Annotated in this window: 13 protein-coding genes; 2 read left to right on the top strand and 11 right to left on the bottom strand. The window is 71.5% G+C overall.

Annotated elements, in window-relative coordinates:
• Positions 1 to 6 precede the first annotated feature (6 nt).
• Genes ACN469_RS30890 through ACN469_RS30940 form a run of 11 tightly spaced genes read right to left on the bottom strand, consistent with a single transcriptional unit; the run spans position 7 to position 10,823 of the window.
• A complete protein-coding gene (locus tag ACN469_RS30890; RefSeq protein ID WP_498773684.1) occupies positions 7 to 1,110 on the bottom strand; it encodes a hypothetical protein in 1,104 nt (367 codons plus the stop codon).
• Complete coding sequence (locus ACN469_RS30895; RefSeq protein WP_498773686.1) at positions 1,110 to 1,625, bottom strand: phage tail protein; 516 nt, start codon at positions 1,623 to 1,625, stop codon at positions 1,110 to 1,112. The genes ACN469_RS30890 and ACN469_RS30895 overlap by 1 nt, the downstream gene beginning before the upstream one ends.
• A complete protein-coding gene (locus tag ACN469_RS30900; RefSeq protein WP_498773688.1) occupies positions 1,612 to 4,203 on the bottom strand; it encodes a putative baseplate assembly protein in 2,592 nt (863 codons plus the stop codon). Before ACN469_RS30900 ends, ACN469_RS30895 begins: the two co-directional genes overlap by 14 nt.
• Positions 4,200 to 4,628, bottom strand: coding sequence for a GPW/gp25 family protein (locus ACN469_RS30905; protein ID WP_498773690.1), 429 nt, complete (start codon positions 4,626 to 4,628; stop codon positions 4,200 to 4,202). The genes ACN469_RS30900 and ACN469_RS30905 overlap by 4 nt, the downstream gene beginning before the upstream one ends.
• Positions 4,625 to 4,966, bottom strand: coding sequence for a hypothetical protein (locus ACN469_RS30910; protein WP_163869037.1), 342 nt, complete (start codon positions 4,964 to 4,966; stop codon positions 4,625 to 4,627). Before ACN469_RS30910 ends, ACN469_RS30905 begins: the two co-directional genes overlap by 4 nt.
• Positions 4,967 to 6,484, bottom strand: coding sequence for a phage baseplate assembly protein V (locus ACN469_RS30915; protein WP_498773692.1), 1,518 nt, complete (start codon positions 6,482 to 6,484; stop codon positions 4,967 to 4,969).
• Complete coding sequence (locus ACN469_RS30920; RefSeq protein ID WP_498774127.1) at positions 6,481 to 7,230, bottom strand: CIS tube protein; 750 nt, start codon at positions 7,228 to 7,230, stop codon at positions 6,481 to 6,483. Before ACN469_RS30920 ends, ACN469_RS30915 begins: the two co-directional genes overlap by 4 nt.
• Positions 7,230 to 8,549: a hypothetical protein gene (locus ACN469_RS30925; protein ID WP_498773694.1), complete on the bottom strand. Its 1,320-nt coding sequence runs from the start codon at positions 8,547 to 8,549 to the stop codon at positions 7,230 to 7,232. The genes ACN469_RS30920 and ACN469_RS30925 overlap by 1 nt, the downstream gene beginning before the upstream one ends.
• Complete coding sequence (locus ACN469_RS30930; protein WP_498773696.1) at positions 8,542 to 9,030, bottom strand: phage tail protein; 489 nt, start codon at positions 9,028 to 9,030, stop codon at positions 8,542 to 8,544. The genes ACN469_RS30925 and ACN469_RS30930 overlap by 8 nt, the downstream gene beginning before the upstream one ends.
• Positions 9,023 to 10,201: a phage tail sheath family protein gene (locus ACN469_RS30935; RefSeq protein ID WP_498773698.1), complete on the bottom strand. Its 1,179-nt coding sequence runs from the start codon at positions 10,199 to 10,201 to the stop codon at positions 9,023 to 9,025. Before ACN469_RS30935 ends, ACN469_RS30930 begins: the two co-directional genes overlap by 8 nt.
• A 1-nt stretch (position 10,202) precedes the next feature.
• Positions 10,203 to 10,823, bottom strand: a complete 621-nt coding sequence (locus ACN469_RS30940) for a carboxypeptidase-like regulatory domain-containing protein (RefSeq protein ID WP_498773700.1) — start codon at positions 10,821 to 10,823, stop codon at positions 10,203 to 10,205.
• A 397-nt stretch (positions 10,824 to 11,220) separates the two neighbouring features.
• Between ACN469_RS30940 and ACN469_RS30945 the strand changes: the two genes are divergently transcribed.
• Both ACN469_RS30945 and ACN469_RS30950 read left to right on the top strand, forming a co-directional pair.
• Positions 11,221 to 13,497 (top strand): CocE/NonD family hydrolase, encoded by a 2,277-nt coding sequence (locus ACN469_RS30945; protein WP_498773702.1) that lies wholly within the window; start codon positions 11,221 to 11,223, stop codon positions 13,495 to 13,497.
• 340 nt (positions 13,498 to 13,837) lie between these two features.
• Entirely contained in the window at positions 13,838 to 14,848 is a 1,011-nt protein-coding gene (locus ACN469_RS30950) for a fatty acid desaturase (RefSeq protein WP_498773704.1), read from the top strand.
• The last annotated feature ends 2 nt before the right edge of the window (positions 14,849 to 14,850 follow it).

Genomic DNA, 14,850 nt, shown 5'->3' on the forward strand with positions numbered 1-14,850 from the left:
GTGGGCCTACTGGACCTGCCGCTGGCGCAGCTCCTGTTGCAGACGCTGTTGTTGCTGCATCTGCTCCATGATTTCCGACTTCCGGGGGGAGACCTGCAACATCTCCTGGTTGAGGACCGTCGCCCGGACGTTGACGCACTGGCCAGCGCTGCAGACGGTGAAGTCGGGGCACGGGCCCGGGCACTGGAAGCCCAGCGGGGCCACCTGACAGGTGCCCGCGCAGAAGCCGGAGAGACAGACCTCGTTGGACCGGCACGGCTGTCCATCCGAGAGCTGGCAGAGCTTCGTGGTGCCACATATCGCCGGCTGGCGGCAGTCCGCGTTGCTCTCGCAGCGCCCGTCGTCCCGGCTGCACTTGCCGTCGGAGCGGCAGTAGAAGCTGGAGCAGTCGCTGTCGCGCTCGCAAGACTCCAGGGAATTGAGCAGGCACAGGCGGGAGCCGGGCACCTCCGTGCACTTCAGCGGCCCCGGGCAGTCGCGCTGGCTCGCGCACGTCTGGCCCAGCGCCAGTTGGCACTCGCCCTTCCTGTCGCAGAAGCCGGTGGAGCACATCGCGCCGCCGTCACACGCCTCACCCGCGGACACCAGGCACGAGCCGCCATCCGGCGCCGTGCACGTGAGCCCCTTGTCGCAGTCCCCATCCGGGCAGGGCTCGTTCAGCTTCGCGCCGCCTCCCGAGAGGATGCCAATCACCGTCCCCAGAATCACGATGACGCCCGCCGCCAGCGCGACCCACATCCAGGGGAAGGGCTTCTTGGGCGGGGGCGCGGCGACGACTTCGAAGGCGGTGGCGGGCCCCTCCGCGTAGCGCTCGTCCGGGTTCGTCACGTCCACCACCAGCAGGTGGAAGGTGAAGCGGCCCGGCGGTGTCCCCGGCGGGATGCGCAGCTGCACGTTGAGCTGCTGCGTGCCGTCCGGCGCGAAGTCCCGCTCGTCGCCCCCTGAGATGGTGGCCCACTCCGCCTTCGCGCCGGGGCCTGGGACGATGGAGGCTCGCGCCCGGACGGGGGCACGCAGCGCGTTGGACACCGTGAAGGCCACCTCCCCTTGTCCCGTCGCGTTCAGACGGACGGTGTCCGTCACGGCGGTGATGTCAAAGGCGCGGGGCATCAACTGGCTCCTTGAGGCGGCTGCGCGAAACGCAGCTCATAGGTGACGTACGCGGGTTTCTCCCGCTCGATGATTCGTTCCAGCAGCAGCCGGTGGGCGGACACCGCCGAGGGTGCGAGCACCAGGACATGGAAGGGCCGGGGCCGTCCGTCGTCGCCGGGCACCGCGTCGTCCACCTGGAAGTCGGTGCGTCCCGTAGCGGTGGTGAGGAACAACCGCAGGCCGCGCGCGGTGCCGCGCCAGCGCGATATCTCCACCGCCCTCGCCACCAACTCGCGAAGCCGTCCCAGGCCCGTGGACACGGGCAAATCCATGCCCACCCAACGAGCGAGGAACGGCACGAAGCGGTCCGGGGCCCGGCGCGGGTCGAAGTGGGACTCCAGCCCCGCGAGCACGTCCTCGCTGGGCAGGTGCAATGCCTCCATCACCGCCAGCAGCGCGGTGAGCGGCGAGCCCGGGAGCACGGTGCGCTGGAAGACGCCCGGCAGCAGTCGCTGGATGTCAGGGCTCCGCATCGTCCGTCACCACTTCCAGCGTGTGCGCGCCGGAGCAGAGGAGCCACGTGGGCGGCAGCGTCACCTTCTCGGTGAACTCGCGCGTGGAGACGGGCTCATAGCGCTCGCTGCCCCGGGGCCGTCGGAAGACGCCGTCCGGTCCTCCCGCGAGCAGCGGCGCGCCCGTGGGCGACGACGCCAGCGCGGACACGGGCTGGAACAGGCGCTCCGCCTCGCGCAGCGGCAGGCCGCAGCCCACGTCGGGACGCCGCCAGGAAGCCCCTGGACGACTCGAGTCCACCCACAGCACGCCCACGCGGTGGCTGCCCGCGTACACGGTGGAGCCGCTGAACGCGAGCGCCAGACAGCTCCCGCCATCCCAGTTCCTGTCGAAGGGGCGCCACCCGTCCGGCGGGTCCGCGCTGCCCATCAGCTCCCAGCAGAGCGCGCCCTTGCCCGGGTCCGCGCCGCTGGCCGCGGCCAGGCCCGCCCAGAGGAACGAGCGAGGCCCGTCCTTCTGGACCTCCAGCACGCGCACGTCCTGGCCCTTGGGGCCGATGGGACGGAAGGTGCCTCCGCGTCCGCCGCCGCTCGACAGGAAGACCCCCCGCGTTCCCATGGCCGCCACCGCGACATTCACCGCGCCGCGCACGTCCGTCGTCGCCGCCACCGCGTAGAAGCCGAGGTCTTGATTGGCGGGGTCCACCAGCACCTGGATGGGCGTGGCCCCCGGACGCGACACCAGCTCGAACAGGCCCACGCGCGTGGCCAGCAGCAGCACCGGCACACCGTCGCGCTCCGCCCACGTCAGGTCCTCCACCGCGTCCAGCGTGTGCGTGGTGTCGTCCCACGTCTCGCCGCAGTCGTAGGACAGGTGGATGCGGGAGCGCTTCGAGTCAGCGACCATCCGCGCGCACACGGCGACGAGGCCCGCTCGCTGGGGATGCGCCTCCACCGCGTCCACGTCCTCGCCAGGGAACAGGCCCGCCCGCTCCCAGCCGTCCGCGTCGTTCACCGTGCGGAACAACGTCTCACCGCCGCCCGCGTAGAAGGTGCCCGGCTGGAAGCTGTCGGCGGCCAGCGTGCGCACCTCGCGAGGCACCTCGTCCACCAGCAGGCGCACCTTGTCGAGGTAGCTGACGCCCGGCTCGGCCAGCAGCGCGTCGTACACATGCGAGGCCCGCAGCGCCTGGCCGAAGCGCCAACCCTCCGGCTGCAGCGCCGAGGGCAGCGGCGTGAGCACCTGATGGAGCCGCTCGGTGAGGCGCGAGCGCAACGCCGCCGTGTCCTCCTCGCGATGCGCCACCACGCGCGCCTGCACGCGCACCGTCTTGTAGCGCGCCCACTCCACGTGGCACGTGGTGCCCAGCGGACGGCGCAGGTCGAGCTCCGTGTGGATGCGCGCGCGGGCCTCTTCCGTCTCGTGCTCGCGCATCGCCGCCTCGGTGATTCCCTCGCCCGACGAGCCTCGCACCTCCGGCGGAAGGTGCGGCACCAGCAACACCTCCACCGTGCCCGCGGGGGCATGGGACCAGAGCTGCGCCAGGGTGACGGCCTTGGCGCGCGCCACCGCGCCGGAGCTGCGCAGCGCCAGCAGCTCGAAGTCTCCGGCGGTGACGGCGCGCCGCAGCGAGTGCAGCTCCTGGGGACCGCGAAGGAGCGCGTTCTCCAGCGTCTCCGCCACCCGGCCGCCCGTGGCCGGTCGAGGGTTGGTGACCTTCAAGCCTGGAATCGGCGCCTTGAGCACCTCCAGCGTGCCCGCCGCCACGTTGCCCGCCGCGCCGCCGCCGCGCCGGTACCAGACGCGAATCTCCCGCCCCACGCCCGGCACCGCCGCCAGCGTGCGCGGCTCGTCCAGCTCACCCGCCTCGCTCGCCAGCCGCACCGAGGACGCGAAGGTGAGGGTGCCCGTCATCCGGTCCGCGACATAGGCCGGTTCGTCCGGGCCCAGCGCCGCGAAGTTCTCCACCTCGCGCCAGATGCGGAAGGTGCGGCCGTCATGGCGACGGGCCGGCGCGCGCGCGTCCAGCTCGCCGGGCCCCGCCTCCACGCCGACGACGAGGTCCAGCGAGTCCCCGGTGGGCGCGACGATGGGCGGACGCTTCACCTGCACGGTGAGGCCCGGCAGGCCCGTGCCCACGCCCACCCGCTCTCCGTCCACCGGGTCGCAGTGGTAGGCGAGCACCTCCACCTGCGTGGCGCCCGGCGGAATCGTCACCGCGTCCGCCGTGTGGAAGACGACGGGCTCCACGCCCGCGCCGGCGCGCGACAGGGTGACGGGGGTGTTGCGCGGAATCTCGGTGGGACGCTCGGAGGCGCGGGCCAGCGAGAAGCGCAGCCGCACCGACGCGGCGGCGGGCGGCTGGAGGCGCACGCCGAGCAACCGGAGGAACTCCACGTACGCCTTCTCCGGCAGCCGGTTGAGCCGGTACAGCATCGTCTCGGTGAGGTGGGAGAAGACCTCCACCAGCACCATGCCCGGGTCATGCGGCGTGAGGTCCGTCCACTCGGGACACAGGGCGAGGATTCGCGAGCGCGCCTGCTCCACGAGCTGCGCGAAGCTCCGGTCGTCGAGCCGGGGTGTCGGCAGCGACGTCATGTCGGGCCTCCCGAGAGCGAGTAGGGATAGGCCAGCCGCTCCGTGCGGCCGGTGGAGCGCACGCGGTACTCGACGGACACGTCCAGTCGGAAACCGTCCTCCGCGCTCCGGGTGGCGTCCAGGTGCAGCACCTGGATGCGGGGCTCCCACCGGTCCAGGGCCCGGCGCACATAGTGGATGGCGAGCCCCGCCGTGGTGTCGTCGTTGTTGGCGAAGAGCAGCTTGTGCAGCTCACAGCCATAGTCCGGGCGCATGACACGCTCCCCAGGCACCGTGGTGAGCAGGAGCAGCACGGCCTGACGGATGGCGGCGTGCTCCTCCACCATCTCCACGCGGCCGGTGGGGGCCACGCGCAGGCCGGACTTCTCCGCCATCTCGAAGTCCGGGTGCGCGAAGCGCCAGGTGCGGAAGCGGGGCGCGCTCATCGCTCCTCCGTCACCAGCGTCTGGCCGGGCGCGTTGACCTTGTACTTCACGATGCCTGGCGGCGTGCCGTCCGTCAGCCCCATCAGCGTATCCAGGCACACGGGCTTGCCGTCGATGGTGACGAGCGTGGAGTAACCCTGCTGCACCTTCAACGTGGTGGTGCAGGGCTTGATGGTGGGGCCGATGTTGGGACACCCGCCGATGGGGCGTCCCTCCGGGTCCGCGCGCACCAGCAGCGGCCGGCGCTCCACCGTCACCCAGGGCTGCGAGTTCACGAGCCCCACCCGCCCCAGCTCATGGGCACACACCACCAGCGCGTCCACGGTCAGCAGCCGCATTCAGCCCCTCCGGAAGTCAATGGACCGTCCACGGATGACCACGTCCTGCCCCGGCGCTTCCAACTCCATCGCCACCTTCGAGTGCAGCCGCACCCCCTTCGGTGACAGCTCCAGGTAGCTGCCGGTGCCATCCTCCAGGCGCAGCGTGCGGCTCTCGTCGTCCAGCTTCAGCCGGTGCCCGCCCGTCGTCAGCAGCGTGTAGCGCCGCACCGAGCCGCCCTCGACACCCGCGTCCGGCGGCCCGCCTCCCCCATACAGTCCTCCCACCACCACGCCGCGCGCCGGGTCCTCGCCGCCCAGCGCGAGCAACACCGTGTCCCCCACGTCCGGCAGCAGCATCAGCCCCTTCCCGGAGCCTCCGCCCGCCGCCAGCACCTGCATCCAGTCCGTCTCCACGCCCCCGTACGCGGGCAGCGTCGCGCGCACGCGGCCCCGTCCGTCCGGGTCATCCACGCGGCTCACCACGCCCAGCGTCACCGCGGAGGCCCGTGCCCGGGGCCTGCGTGGGGGCGGCGCGGAGGACAGCTCCGAGACGAAGCCCTGCCGTGCGTCGATGCGATGCGTGACACTGGTGAGCACGTAGCGACCCGCCACCAGCGAGGCCACGCCCGCCACGTCCACCCGCGCGCCTGGCCGCAGCCGCGCGTCGCCCTCGGCCAGGGCGGTGAGCACCACCTCGCGCGCGCCGCGGTGGTCCAGCTCGGCCTGAGCCGCCGCCTCGACGTGGGGGATGCTCTCCGCCGCCTCGTCCACCAGCGAGCGCCGGGACTCTCCACCCACGCACTCCGGCGACACGCCCGCCGCCACGTCCCGTCCCACCCGGGGCACGTCCGCGCGCCCCACATGGGCCTCCGCGCGCAGCACGTCCCAGCCCTCGGCGGACACCTCGCGACAGGACGCGTCGCCATTCATCTCGATGGACGCCTCCAGCAACGACTCACCCAGGCGCAGCGACACGGGCGAGCCCTCGCCCTCCAGCGTCACCAGCCGCAGCGTGTCGCCGTGGAGCACGGGGAACAGCCCGCAGCGGTCCGCGTACTCCACCAGCAGCTCCAAGTCGGACTGGCCATGCTGGATGAGGTAGCGCCACAGCGGCCCGGGTGACGCCGCCTTCACGGAGAGCCCCAGCCCGGAGACGAGCTCCCGCGCCAGGTCCTCCAGCGTCACCTGCACGTGCGCGCGCACCGGCTGCCGCTTGCGCAGGCGGTGCAACACGTCATAGCCGCGCACCCGCACCTCTCGCGCCCCGCCCCGCGCATGGGAGAACTCGACGGCCGTCACCTCCCCGAGGAAGAGGTCCTCCAGCGACGACGAGGCCGCCACGCGCAGCGAAGTCCCGGGCGGAAGTCCCGACGTGGCGAGCACGCCGCGAGGGTCCGTGAAGGTCAGCTCGCACTGCGTGGGCAGCGCCAGTCGCTGCGACACCTGGATGGACGCGAGCGAGCGCAGGTCTCCCGTCGGCAGCGGAGCGCCGCCCACCTCGATGCGCAGCTCGGGCAGTCCCCGCACCTGGCTCACATCACCCTCCGGAGGGCCTCGGGGGTGGGCAGGCGCAGCACCTGTCCGGGGGGAACATGCGAGGGGTCGTCGATGCCGTTGAGCGCGGCGATGAGGCGCCACATCGACGGGTCGCCGTAGCGCTGGTGCGCGATTTCATCCAGGCGCTGTCCGGAGGCGGGCGTGCCGTCCTCGCCCTCCTGCGCCCCCAGCACCGTGTGCGCCTCGTAGTCCTCCGGCGTCAGGGCCGCCTCCACCGCCTCCGGGTCCAGCGGCTCGCCGCTCGTCACCGGCTCTCGGAGTCCCGTCTCGTCCTCCACGCGCACCAGTCGCAGGCGCAGCCACGAGCGACGCGGTGCCCCTGTCGCGGTGAAGTGCTCCAGCCGCTCCGCGACGGCGGCCACCACGCCGAGGAAGTTGAGCCGCTTGCCCCACACCATCCGCGCCAGCGAGGGCCGCATGCCTCCGTCCTCGCGCAGGCCGTTCTCCGCCAGCCGCCACAAGGGCTCTGTCAGCTCGCGCACGTCCTCCGTCTCCAGCGTGGAGCCGGACAGCGAGACGTCGAAGAGCAGGTCCAGCGTCATCTCGGTGGTGCCGCCTCCGGTGAAGAGCAGCGGGTCGTCCCCGGGCCCGCCCCACGGCAGCGAGCCCCCCAGCGCGCGCCTTGGACGCAGGCCCGCCTCCCGTCGCAGGACGAGCGTCTCCGGGTTGAGCAGACACCCGATGCGCTCACCGCCCGGTTCGATGAGGAAGGCCACGCGCTCCATCACTCACCCCGCTGCTCTCGCTCGAGCCGGCGCAGCCGCGCCCACTGCCGAAGCTCCTCGGTGACGTCCGGAGAGTCCGGAGACAGGGCGGAGGGGAGCTCCGGCCAGGAAGCCTGCTCGGGCGGGGCCGCGTCCTCGGAGGCACCCCGTGGCTCTTCTCCCACTGGGGTCGCGAAGCGCGAGGTGGAGGTCTCCTCCCGCGTGAGGGGACGCGCACCGCGCCAGCTGTCCTCCGCCGCCTCCGTCCAGGTGCGCGGCGCGAACGGAGCCGTGGACTCGTGGGACGCGTCCCGACGCACCGCCTCGAGCTCCTGCTCCTGGGGCTCGACCGGCCGTCGACGCCGCATCCACGGCTCGTCCGTGGGCCGAGGCGAGGCACGCTTCGGGGGCGCGGACACCACGCTCGCGCCATCGCGTTGCAGCGCCAGCGCCTGGGACGCGGAGATGCCCTGGGGAAACCCGGAGGCGCACAGGCTCCGCTCACGCTCCTCTTCGCCCAGCAGGGGCACACACACCTCGACGGGCGACGCGGGCGAGGAGGCCACCACCACCGGGTTGGAGAAGGGCTGCCCTCCCAGCATCAGCGAGGGGACGGGAGTGACGGGCACCTCGCCGGAGCGCCGTCCCGGCGACATGGAGACAGGCGTCACGGGAGGCGACGCGAAGGGAGGCGCGGGCGACAGGGGCTTCGCCTTCGAGGCCCACGACGGCTCCTCACGGGGAGCGCTCACGGAGCCCTCCCGGCCAGTGCCCGGGCCGCTGCTGTCGCGTCGCATCGACACCGGAGCTCCTGGCACCAGGGAAGCCTGGGGCGCGGCACGGCGAGCGGAGAGCTCGGGGAGCACGGCGGACCGCGAGGCCTCGCGAATCGGCGCGGACACCGTGGGCCGCGCGGAGGCGGACGTGTCGGTCGTGCCCGCGAGCAGCATCCGCGCCCGGAACGAGAGGTGGGCCTCGCTCACCGGGAGCGGCTCCTTCGGCTCCGGCAGTCCCTCCACGAGATGGGGCGCGACCTTGCGCACCCGGGCCACCCAGTCCGCGGGAGGTCCCCCGGCGCGCCGCCCCTGGATGTCGCGGAGCCAGTGCTCCGGTGGCCCCAGCCCCACGGGCGGCGCCGTCACCGTGACGGACGCGGCGGGGGAGCTGGCGCCCTCGGTGCCAGGGTGGCTCGCGGGCTCCGACGGCACGTGGGCCTGGGCGAGCGCGGCGGCGAAGTCGCTCTCCTCCTCGGAGAGGACGGACTCCGCCCACGCCTTCATCTTCCGGGCAACGGCGCGCAGCCACGCACCGGGCACGGGTCTGCGCGCGGGGTCAGCCACGGGTGATGGACTCGAAGACGAGGGTGAGTGAGTCGATGGCGATCTGCTGGCCGAGCGCATCCAGCGGCGCCGCCCGCCACTTCTTCGGCCACGCCTCGTTGAGGTTCCAGCGCATCTTCTCCGTCACCCCATCCATGTCCAGCAGCAGCACCGACACGTTCTTGCGCTGCGGCACCCCGTTCATCGACGCGAGGAACCAGTTCCACAGCTCCGGCGTCTGGGTGACGCCGTAGCGCAGCGTCATGTCGCCGTGCGTGACGGGCCCCGCCAGCCTGCGCGTCACCGGGCCCGCGCCGCCCTCGCGGTAGTGCAGCGCGGTGACTTCGACCTCCAGGCCGGTGCACTGGGTGAAGTGCCCCTCGTTCACCCCGTCGATGAGCAGCTTGAAGTTGTACTCGCGCAACGGGTCCACGGACGCGCCGGGCTGCGCGCCCGCCTCCTGCTCCGGGGGAGCCGCCTCGGGAGCCTTGGCCTCAGCCATTGGACACCTCCTCCACTTCCGCCCCGCCCGCGTGCTGGCCGATGCGGAAGATGATGAACTCCGCCGGCTTCACCGGCGCCAGGCCGATGACAGCGATGACCTGACCGGCGTCGATGGATTCCTTCGTGTTCGTCTGCTCGTCGCACTGCACGAAGAACGCCTCTTCCTTGGTGCGGCCCATCAGCGCGCCGTCGCGCCACAGCCGCAGCAGGAACGCGCTCACGTCGCGGTGGATGGACTTCCACAGCGTGGGGTCGTTCGGCTCGAACACCGTCCAGTTGGTGCCCAGGGCGATGGACTCCTCCACGAAGTTGAAGAGCCTGCGCACGTTGACGTAGCGCCACTCGCTGGCGGCGTCCGCCACCGTGCGCGCGCCCCACACCCGGATGCCGCCGCGCGGGAAGTAGCGGATGCAGTTGACGCCCACCTGGTTCAGCTCGCCCTGCTCCTCCGGCGTCACGTCGCGCACCAGCCGCAGGGCCCCGCGCACCACCTCGTTGGCGGGCGCCTTGTGCACGCCCCGGGTGACGTCCGTGCGCGCGTAGATGCCCGCGATGTGCCCGGACGGCGGCACGTTCACCATGGTCTTCCCATCGCCGAGCGGGTCCGGCGTGGAGAACCACGGGTAGTAGAAGGCGCCGTAGCCCTGGTCGGAGACGCGGCAGCGCATGCCGGGCCCCTCGTCGCCGGTGGAGACCTTGGTGAGGCGCTCCACCTCCTCCACGTCCTCGGGCGCGTCGAGGATGGCGATGCGGTCCCGCATCTTCTCGCAGTGGGACAGGAGCGCGTCCCATGCCGCCGCGTTCGCGAAGCCGGGCGCGGCCACCATGGCCACCTCGCTGACCTCTTCCAGCACCGCCACGCCCTGACGCTTGCGCGCGTCGCCGACGAGGCTCTCGCTGTCGCCGATGTTGACGATGAAGCAGCGCCGGCCACCGTTCTCGAAGAAGCCGTACACCGCGCGGGCCAGGGGTGTGCCCGGCGTGCCCGGCGGCGCGAACTCCTTCACGAACTGCGCCCAGCCATTGACGGGCACCGCCTCATTCAGCCGAGCATCCCGGGCAGGGGCTCGGCCCACGAAGGCCGCGGTGGTGGTGCCCACGCCCTGGATGGAGCGTGTCCCACTGGGAACCTCCTCCACATAGACGCCGGGCGTCAGGTAGTTCGGCACGTCAGTCCTCCTTCAGCGGCAAGCGAATGAGCAGCGGTTGAGGCTCGGAGGCGAGCGCCTCCGGACCCAGTGCGAGCAACTCCCCCTTCGCTCGCACCTCCAGCCGCCCCAGCGTGGCCACTGGCGGCACGCGGGGAAAACGAAAGCAGCCCTTGTCGTCGGTGCGGGTGACCAGGCTCAGCCCGGGCAGCTCCACCAGCGCGCCGGGGATGGGCACGTCACCGGGCCCGACGACGCAGCCGAGCAGCGCCTCCGCGGGCACCGCCTGGGTGATGACGGGGAAGCGCACGCGATGGACGACAGGCTGCGGGCGCTCGCGCCGCACGGACAGGCGCACCCGGAAGCCGGGACGCGGGGGGACGCGCAGGCCCGCCCAGACGGTGGCGGGCACGGGCGTGAGGTCCACCTCGAACTCCGCCTCCTCCATGGCCGAGAAGACCAGCTCCCCGAGCAGCCGGTGCGCGAGCTCCGGCGACTCCGCGCCCGCGGTGACCAGGTAGCAGACGGAAATCTGGAGCGGCACACGTCGCCCACCTCGCGCTGGAGGCGCGGGCCCCAGCTCCAGCAGATAGAGACACACGCCTCGCTCGACGGCCTCCCGGTCCGGGACACCCAGATGCACGGGTGCTTCGCCGGCGATCCGGCCTGCCCACGACTTCAATCGCAGATCGACTTCGTCGATCATCCGGTCCCCCCGAAGGTCCTGGGCCGGTGCTCACGTGCCTGCATCGACAGTGACGTCCGGGCTCGCAAGGTCGCACCGGCTGCGGGGCGCGGTAAGTGGTCCGAAGGATGGAGCCGTCGTCGATGTCTCAACACGCTGACGCGCGCGACACGCGCTTCGTCGGACGGAGCACAGAGCCAACGCGAACTCGTGAACCGAACAGGTGGGCCCCCCGCACACCTCCACCGCGCGCGGCTCCGATGGACGCGCATGTCCGTGAAGCGCGCTTCGCACACGAGGCCACCAGGAATCGCCGCCCGAGCGTTATCTTCGCGACCCTCTTCGCCGAGCCTCCATGCGCCGACTGCTCTGTCTTCCCCTCCTCCTGGCCACCCTCGCGCAAGCCCAACCGCGCGACTTCGCCGCGCCGGACGCCTCGTCACCCGAGGCGCTGGCCCAGGCCCTGCCCACGCTCGCGCGTGAGGTGCTGGCGGTGTACTCGGAGCAGGACACCGACACGCGCCTGGGGCACCTGTTCCGACTCCAGCTCGCGGCGGGAGACTTCACCGGAGCGCTCGAGTCCCTCCGCGCGCTGCGGCCCCTGCGCGAGGCGAACTCGCCCGTGAAGGGCATCACCTTCCTTCAATACGAGGCCCACGCACGCGCGAAGCTCGACCAGGCCGCGCACGGCACGCCGTACGCGAAGGCGCTGCGCACGGCCTTCCAGGAGACCTTCGGCGCGTTGGATGACCGCACCGCCTACCAGGCGAAGGGCATGTTCCGGTTCGACCTGGAGCGCGCGCGCAAGGAGCTGGAGGCCGGTGTCGAGGAGGCGAGGAGGTCGGGCCGCGTCCCGCTCGCCCAGGCCCTGGAGCTGGTGCGGCGCTACCAGGTGCACCAGGGCTTCCAGGAGCTGCTCCCGGAGGCGGCGGCCTTGTGGGCCGAGGACGACGCGCGTCGCTACCTCATCGACCGCGACGTGAGGGTGCGCACGCCGGACGGGGCGTCGGTGTCCGTCCTCGTGGCGCGCCCCCGCGGCGCAACCGGTCCCCTGCCCGCGGCGATGTCCTTCACCATCTACGCCAGCGACGACAACCTCCGTGAGGCGGTGCGCTCGGCGGCGAATGGCTTCGCGGGGGTGACGGCGAACACGCGCGGCAAGCGGACGAGCCCCCAGGCGCCCGTGCCCTTCGAGCACGACGGCGACGACGCCATCGCCGTCATCGACTGGGTGAGCCGCCAGCCGTGGAGCGATGGGCAGGTCGGCATGTTCGGCGGCAGCTATGAGGGCTTCACCCAGTGGGCGGCGGCGAAGCGAGGGCACCCGGCGCTGAAGACCATCATGCCGTCGGTCCCCGTCGCGCCGGGCATCGACGTGCCGATGCAGGGCAACGTCTTCCAGAGCTTCTTCTACAAGTGGCCGCGCTACGTCACGCTCGACAAGGGCCTGGCGGACGCCGACTACTTCGATGCCGCGCGGTGGGACGCGCTCGACGAGCGCTGGTACCAGAGCGGCGAGCCCTACCGCGCCCTGGAGCGACTGGACGGGCGGCCCAATCCCTTCTACCAGCGCTGGCTGAAGCACCCGAGCTACGACGCCTACTGGCGGAAGATGATTCCGTATCGCGAGGAGTTCGCGCGCATCCGCATCCCCGTCCTCACCACCACGGGCTACTACGACGGCTGCTCCCTGAGCGCGATGTACTACCTCACCGAGCACCTCAAGTACGCGAAGGACGCCAACCACACGTTCGTCATCGGCCCGTATGACCACGTTGGAGCGCAGCGCTTCTCCAGCGATGAGCTGATGGGCTATCGCATCGACCCCGTCGCGCGGCTCGACGTGGGAGAGCTGCGCTACCAGTGGCTGGAGCACGTGCTGCGCCACGGGCCCAGGCCCGCGCTGCTCAAGGACCGCATCAACCACCAGGTGATGGGCGCGAACACGTGGAAGCACGCGCCCGACCTGAAGGCCCTGAGCAACAGCTCGCTGGAGCTGTACCTGGACCCCGCGCCCTCGGGTGACACGCACCGGCTCGCGCTGACGCCTCCCGCGCCGGGCACCGTGCTCCGTCAGCGCATCGACTTCAAGGACCGCTCGGAGGGGAGGCACTCCGAGCCCGCGCGCATCGTCGACACCACGGTGGACGCGCGCAATGGCTTCACCTTCGTCAGCGAGCCGCTCGATGCGCCCGTGGAGGTCAGCGGCCTGTTCTCCGGCCAGCTCGACTTCATCACCAACAAGAAGGACTTCGACTTCAACGTGGTCCTCTTCGAGCGCACGCCCCAGAGCGAGTACTTCTACTTGTCGTATGTGCTGGCGCGCGCCAGCTACGTCGCGGACCGCACCCAGCGACGCCTGCTCACGCCGGGCAAGCCCCAGCGCCTGACGTTCCAGAGCGGCAGGATGACCAGCCGCCAGCTCGCCGCGGGGAGCCAGGTCGTCGTCGTGCTCGCCATCAACAAGCAGTCGCAATCACAACTCAATTACGGCACCGGCAAGGACGTCAGCAGCGAGTCCATCGCCGACGCGAAAGTCCCGCTCGACATCGCCTGGCTCGGCGGCAGCCGCATCACCCTGCCCCTGTGGCGCAAGCCGCCCACGAGCCCTCCGGACCGCGCCCCGCACTGAGCGCGACCGCACCCTCACAGGCAACGTTTTGAGTCCCTACCTGTCACGTATGCCGTGGCGGGTATGAACCGACCCCTCGGGCTCTTGGCTCGCCCGCAGGGGAGCGGCCTTCGTCCAAGCACCCCATACGATTCCCGTTTCACCGGAAAAGCCAGTCAGAGCTTCCAACCTTGGGGGTCCTTGTCGCAATGCGTTAGCGGGCGCTATGTCGGAAAGAAAGGGAATCAATGGTTCTGGGGGGCCGGCAGACAGCGTCGAGACAACCATGACATCTCATCCTTCATCCGACAGTACCCTTCCTGCCGAGCCGCGAAGCTGGCAACCCAGGACTGCCTGGAGCGTGGCCCAGGTCCTCGCGACGGTGGGCGCGTATCTGTTGCTCACGGCCGCCAGCTACGTGGCCCTCGCGCACTCGGTGGCGGCGGGGCTCGGGCTCGCGGTGCTCGCGGGCATCACCCTGGTCCGGGTCTTCATCCTCCAACACGACTGCGCGCACCGCTCGCTGTTCGCCCGGCCCTCCATGAATGACAGGGTGGGGATGGCGCTGGGGCTGCTGACGTTGGCGCCGCACGCGTACTGGCGGGCCATGCACCTGGTCCACCACAGCACGAGCGGGGACCTGGAGCGGCGAGGCATCGGCGACATCGTGACGATGACAGCCGACGAGTACCGCGCGCTGAAGCCCGCCGCGCGCCTGCGCTACCGCCTCTATCGTCACCCCGTCGTGTTGTTGGGCGTGGGGCCGTTGTTCCAGTTCCTGCTGCGCTTCCGCATGCCGGGCATCGTCGCGAAGGAGCGCAGGCCGGAGCGCCGCTCCATCGCGGTGACGAATCTGGTGCTGCTCGCCCTGCACCTGGCGGTCCTCGCCTTCGGTGACTGGCCGAGGTTCCTCGTCGTGCACCTGGTCGTCACGCAGGTGGCCGCGGGCCTGGGCATCTGGCTCTTCTTCGTGCAGCACCAGGTGGAGGAGCCCTATTGGGTGCCGCATGCGCGGTGGACGTTGAAGGACTCCGCGTTGAAGGGCAGCAGCTACCTCATGCTGCCGCGCGCGCTGGAGTGGACCTTCGGCGCCATCAACCTGCACCACGTGCATCACCTGAAGCCGCAGGTCCCCAGCTACCTGCTGCGCGACTACATGGAGCGCCACGACTTGAGTGGCCATGGCATCCGCCTGGGCACCCTGGAGTCGTTCAAGGCCTTCCAGCTCAAGGTCTACGACGAGTCGCTGGGTCGCATGACTGGCTTTCCCCCCACCCCACCTCGGGGCGCTCACGCGCTCCTGACGGGCTCGTCCGCCACGCCTCCGGGCCGGATGGACCGCCTGCTCACCCTCTCCAGCGAGGAGCGCTGAAA

It is taken from the genome of Corallococcus terminator (genome assembly GCF_049194865.1).
Lineage (GTDB): Bacteria > Myxococcota > Myxococcia > Myxococcales > Myxococcaceae > Myxococcus > Myxococcus terminator_A.